Here is a 6103-nt window from a genome sequence, read left to right as displayed (position 1 = left end):
CGAACTGCGCGGTCTGGCTACCCCAATCCAGGCCCTCTACCCGCAAATCGGGCAACTGACGGCCGCGGGTAGCCAACCCCGCCTCGCTCTGATGGTTGAACAACACCTGGAACAACGGGTTATGGCTCAGGCTGCGCTCCGGTTGCAAGGCTTCGACCAGTTGCTCGAAGGGCAGGTCCTGATGGCTCTGCGCATCCAGGCTGCGGTGTTTGGCCTGCTGCAGCAGTTGGGTGACGGTGATCTGCTCGTCAAGGTCGGCCTTGAGCACCTGCGTGTTGACAAAGAAGCCGACCAACCGCTCGACCTCAACCCGGTTGCGGTTGGCGATCGGCACCCCGACACGGATGTCGTGCTGGCCACTGTAGCGGTACAACAAACCCTGAAAAGACGCCAGCAACAGCATGAACAGCGTCACGCCCTCGCGCTGCGCCAATGCGTTGAGCCCCTCGGCCAGTTGCGTCGGCAACTCAAGCTCCAGGCTGGCACCGCGATAGCTTTGCTGCGCCGGGCGCGCGTGCGCGGTCGGAAGTTCCAACACCGGTTGCTCACCGCCCAGCAGTTCGCACCAGTAAGCCAACTGACGCTCGCGCTCACCTGCCGCCATCCACTCGCGTTGCCAGTGTGCGTAATCGGCATACTGCAACGCCGGCGCCGGTAACTGCGCGACCTCGCCCTGGCGGTAGGCGCTATACAACTGCACCAGTTCGTCGACCATCACCTGCATCGACCAGCCATCGGAAACGATATGGTGCTGCACCAGCACCAGCACGTGCTCATCTTCGGCCAGGCGCAACAAGGTGACGCGCAGCAGCGGCCCTTGCTGCAGGTCGAAAGGCTTGGCAATTTCGGCTTCTACCTGCTGCTGCAGTGTCTGCTCAGTGGCATCGCCTCGCATGATTGACAACGGTTCGGCAGGCAAAACCACCTGCACCGTGCGCTCATCCTGCTGATTGATGCGAGTGCGCAAGCTTTCATGTCGCGCCACCAAGCGATCAAAGCTGCACTGCAAGGCATGCAGATCAAGGCGGCCGCTCAGACGCAGAATGCTCGGGATGTGGTAAGCGGCGCTTTGCGGGTCCAGCTGCCAAAGAAACCACTGTCGCTCCTGGGCAAAGGACAGCACTAACGGCTGATCCCGTCCTATCGCCCGCATTGGCGGCGCCAAGTCCTCTTCAGCGGCGTGCAGTGCCAGCACAAAACCCTGCAGTTGCGGCTGCTCAAACAAGGTGCGCAGTGGCACGTCACGCTCAAGTAACTGGCGCACACGGGAAATCACCTGCATGGCCAGCAACGAGTGCCCGCCCAACTCGAAGAAGTGGTCCGTCAGGCCAATGCGCACAGCGCCCAGCACTTGGGCCCAAATCGCCGCGACCTGCTGTTGCAATGGCGTAACCGGCTCAACCCACACACCTTGCGACTGCGCCGCGTCCGGCTGGGGCAAGCCCTTACGGTCGAGCTTGCCGTTGGGCGTCAACGGCATCTGGTCCAGGAACATGAAGTGCGCAGGCACCATATAGTCAGGCAGACGGGTTTTCAGGGCACGACGCAAGGCTTCGCGGAATGCGACCGGGTCGGCCACGGGTTCAGCGGGCACGACGTACGCCACCAACTGCTTGCCGCTCGGACTTTCCTGGGCCACGACGACCGTTTCACCAACCGCATCCTGCTCACGCAGGCGCGCCTCGATTTCACCCAACTCAATACGGAAACCACGAATTTTCACCTGATGGTCGACACGCCCTAGGTAATCCACCACGCCGTCCGCACGGCCACGGGTCAGGTCGCCGCTGCGGTAAACGCGGCTGCCGGGCTTGCCGAACGGGTCCGGCACAAAACGTTCGGCGGTGAGTGCCGGGCGCTCCAGATAACCACGGGCCACGCCTTCGCCGCCGAGGTACAGCTCACCAGCCACGCCGATGGGTTGCAGGTTGAGTTGTGAGTCCAACACGTAGCCGCTGCGGTTGCCCAACAGTGTGCCGATCGGCGCATAGACCGCGCCGCACGGATCGCCGCGACGGGCTTTCCACAGCAGCGGCGTGACCACGGTTTCGGTCGGGCCGTAGCCGTTGAACAAGTAGGTCGGTTTCAGTGCGCGCCACGCCAGGTCGTAACTGGCCTGCGCCACCGCATCGCCGCCGAAGCAGTACACGCGCACATTGGGCGGGTTGCCATCGCGCTCGGCATGCTCGGCCAATTGTTGCAGGTACACCGGCGGGAACACGGCCATGGTCACGTGGTGACGGTGCATTTGCGCGTAGGTGTATTCCGGCAACCACAGGCTGTCGTCGCGGATCAGTACGCTGGCGCCGTTGATCAGCGGGTGCATCCAGCCTTCGTGGGAACCATCGAAGGCGAAGGACATGAAATGCAGTTCGCAATCGGCCGGGCCGGTTTCATAACGCTCCCCGGTGGCGATGATGTGCGCCACCAGTGGCCCGTGGGAAACCGCCACGCCTTTGGGCATGCCGGTGGAGCCGGAGGTGTAGATCACGTAGGCGAGGTTGTCTCCGTCCAGATCGACCTGCGGCGCGGTATCGCTATAACCGGCCCAGTCTTCGGTGCGGTCAATGGCCAGGGTGTCCAGACCCTCGGCAAGCGGCAATTGCGGCAAGGCGCTGGTGTGGCTCAGCAGCAATTTCGCGCGGCTGTCTTGCATCATGTACAGCAGGCGATCACGCGGGTATTCGATGTCCAGCGGCACATACACGCCACCGGCTTTCATCACCGCGAGGAACGCCACCGTGATTTGCGCGCTGCGCGGCATGGCAATCGCCACACGCACTTCCGGGCCGACGCCACGGGCGATCAGTGCATGGGCCAGGCGGTTGGCCTGGCGGTCCAGCTCGCCATAAGTCAGGGTTTGCGTATCGAATTTGACCGCCACCGCATCCGGGTTTTCCCGGGCGCGATTGGCAAACAGCTCATGCACCAGACGCTCGGCCGAGAAGCCGGCGTCGGTCTGGTTCCACAGTTGCAGGATGTGCTGCTGCTCGTCGCTGTCCAACAAGTGCAACTGGCCGATATTCTGTTGTTGATCGGCCACCATCGCCTGCAACAGGTTCTGCCAGTGGCGGGCCATCCGCTCAATGGTGACGGCTTCAAACAGGTCGGTGGCATAGCCCAGCGAGGCCCACAGCCCTTCTGTACTTTCATGCGCATCCATGTCGAGATCAAAATGCGCGGTACGGCGTTCCCACTCCAGGCCTTCGATGCGCAAATCCGTCAGTGCTTGCGCCCCCAGGTGACCCTCACTCTGATAGTTGAACATCACCTGGAACAGCGGGTTCAGGCTCAGGCTACGCTCGGGTTGCAGGGCTTCGACCAATTGCTCGAACGGCAGGTCCTGATGGGCCTGGGCCTCCAGCGCACGCTGCTTGACCTGGGCCAACAACTCGGCAACCGTCATGTGCCCGTCGATATCGGCCTTGAGTACCTGAGTGTTGACGAAAAAGCCGATCAGACGCTCGGTTTCCACACGGTTGCGATTGGCGATCGGCACGCCTACGCGAATGTCTTGCTGGCCACTGTAGCGGTGCAGCAACGTCTGGAACGAGGCCAGCAGTAACATGAACATCGTCACGCCCTGCGCTTGTGCCAGGGCTTTAAGACCTTGCGCCAGGCTGGCAGGCAACGGTACATCCAGGCGCGCGCCGCGATGGCTTTGCTGCGCTGGGCGTTGATGGTCGAACGGCAACTCCAGCACCGGCTGCTCGCCACCGAGCAAGTCACGCCAGTAATCCAGCTGGCGGGACTTTTCACCCGCCTCCATCCACGTACGCTGCCACACGGCAAAGTCGGCGTACTGGATCGGCATCACCGGCAACTGCACAGCCTGGCCCTGGCTGAACGCGGCATAGAGCTGCACCAGTTCGTCGATCATGACTTGCATCGACCAACCGTCAGAAACGATGTGATGCTGCACCAGCACCAACACATGATCGTCCTGTGCCACACGCATTAAGGTCACGCGCAGCAACGGCCCGCGTTGCAGATTGAACGGGCGGGCGATTTCGGCTTCGACTTGCGCTTGCAGATCAGCTTCTTGCACGTCAACGCACTGGACAGGTAACGCCACCTGCGCACGGATAACTTGCCGCGCCCCCTCCGCGTGCTGTTCGACGCAGGTGCGCAGGCTTTCATGGCGAGCGACCAACTCATCGAAACTGCGCTGCAACGCCGCCGTGTCCAGCCGCCCCCTGAGGCGCAAGGCACTGGGGATATGGTAGGCGGCGCTGTCCGGGGCCAGTTGCCAAAGGAACCACTGGCGCTCCTGGGCATAGGACAGTGGCAACGGCTGGTCACGACCGACCGCCACCAGTGCCGGAGCCTCCTCACCCAGGCCACCTTCCAGCGCGTGCAAAGCGCCAGCAAATCCTTCCAGGCGTGGCTGCTCGAACACCAGTTTGAGCGGTACTTCGCGCCCCAGCGTATGACGCAAGCGTGATACCACCTGCATGGCCAACAGCGAATGCCCGCCCACCTCAAAGAAGTGGTCGGTCAACCCTACCCGCTCGGCACCCAGGATTTGCGCCCATACGGCAGCGACCTGCTGCTCCAGCTCAGTCACCGGTGCCACCCATGCCTGCTGCGATTGGTTGGCGTCGGGTTTGGGCAGCGCGTGACGATCCAGCTTGCCGTTGGGGTTCAGCGGCATGCGGTCAAGGAAGATGATGTGGGTCGGCACCATATAATCCGGCAGTTGTTCGCGCAGCGTCAGCTTGAGGGTTGCGGCGTCTTGCTGCTCGGCAACCAGATAGGCGACCAATTGATTGTCGACGGCCAGCACCAGTGTTTCGCGCACGCAGGGCTGAGCCAACAACAACGCCTCGATTTCACCCAGCTCGATACGAAAACCGCGGATCTTGACTTGATGATCGACCCGCCCGACATACTCGATGACGCCATCGGCGCGATAGCGTGCCAGGTCACCGGTGCGATACAGGCGCTCGCCGATTTCGCCGAACGGGTCCGGCACAAAGCGCTCAGCCGTGAGCAGCGCGCGGTTCAAATAGGCGCGCGCCAAACCGCAGCGGCTGCCGATGTACAACTCGCCCACCGCCCCCAACGGCGTCAGGTTCAAGTCACGGTCCAGCACGTAAAGGGCGCGCCCTGGCAAGGAACGGCCAATCGGGCTGGCGGTGGCACCGACGATTTCAGCAGCCGCTGAGCAGTCCAGCACACTCGACACCACGGTCGCTTCTGTGGGGCCATAGGTATTGAGCAAGCGTACATGGCCAAGACCGGCTTTCACCCACTGCGCCGGGCCGTCCAGTGGCATGGCTTCGCCACCGATGTGCACCTGGCGAAGCGCGCCATAGGATCGAGGCCCCGCCGCCAGGCAATCGAGCAGGAACAGGTTCCAGTAAGCGGTGGGCAAGTCGGCCAGGGTGATGCCTTGGGCGATGATTTCGTCGTACAGCCGAGCGCTGTCCCACAGCTGCGGCCCGCGCAGGACCACCGTCGCGCCGTAGGTCAGCGCCGGGTAGAGCTGCTCGACGAAACCGTCGAAATTCAAGGTAGCGAATTGCAGTACGCGGTCATCCTGGGTCAGGCGCGAGTAATCGGCGGCCATCCGGGAAAACTCAGTCAGCGCCGCATGATTGATCGCCACACCTTTGGGCTTGCCGGTGGAACCGGAGGTGTAGATCACGTAAGCCAGGTTGTGTTTGTCGACCTTGACCAGCGGGTTGCTCTCGCCGTAGTCGGCCAGCCCCGAATCCGCCACATCCAACGTCGCCATGCCTTCGGGCAGCGGCATCGGCACATGGGATTGCGTCAGCACCAAACGCACACCGCTGTCCTCAAGCATGTGCAGCAAGCGTTCACGCGGGTATTGCGGATCCAGCGGCACATAGGCGCCGCCCGCCTTAAGCACGGCCAACAAGCCAACCACCATCTCGAACGAGCGCTCGACTGCCACACCCACCCGCACTTCCGGGCCGACACCGCGCTCAATCAGCGCATGTGCCAGGCGATTGGCCTGGCGATTCAACTCGGCATAGCTGATGGTGTGTTCGTCCAGGCACAGCGCAACTGCCTCCGGGCGCTGCTGCACCTGGACCTCGAACAACCCGTGAACGCCTGCCGCCGCCTCGAACACGGG

Annotated in this window: 1 protein-coding gene; it reads right to left on the bottom strand. The window is 62.8% G+C overall.

Annotated elements, in window-relative coordinates; genetic code table 11:
- Window positions 1–6103, bottom strand: a 6103-nt coding sequence (locus tag FEM54_RS22140) for an amino acid adenylation domain-containing protein (RefSeq protein ID WP_138453035.1), incomplete at both ends; no start/stop codon positions are given.

The organism is Pseudomonas edaphica (genome assembly GCF_005863185.1).
Lineage (GTDB): Bacteria > Pseudomonadota > Gammaproteobacteria > Pseudomonadales > Pseudomonadaceae > Aquipseudomonas > Aquipseudomonas edaphica.
Note: the sequence above shows the minus strand (reverse complement) of the source record. Positions and strands in the feature narration are given on the sequence as shown.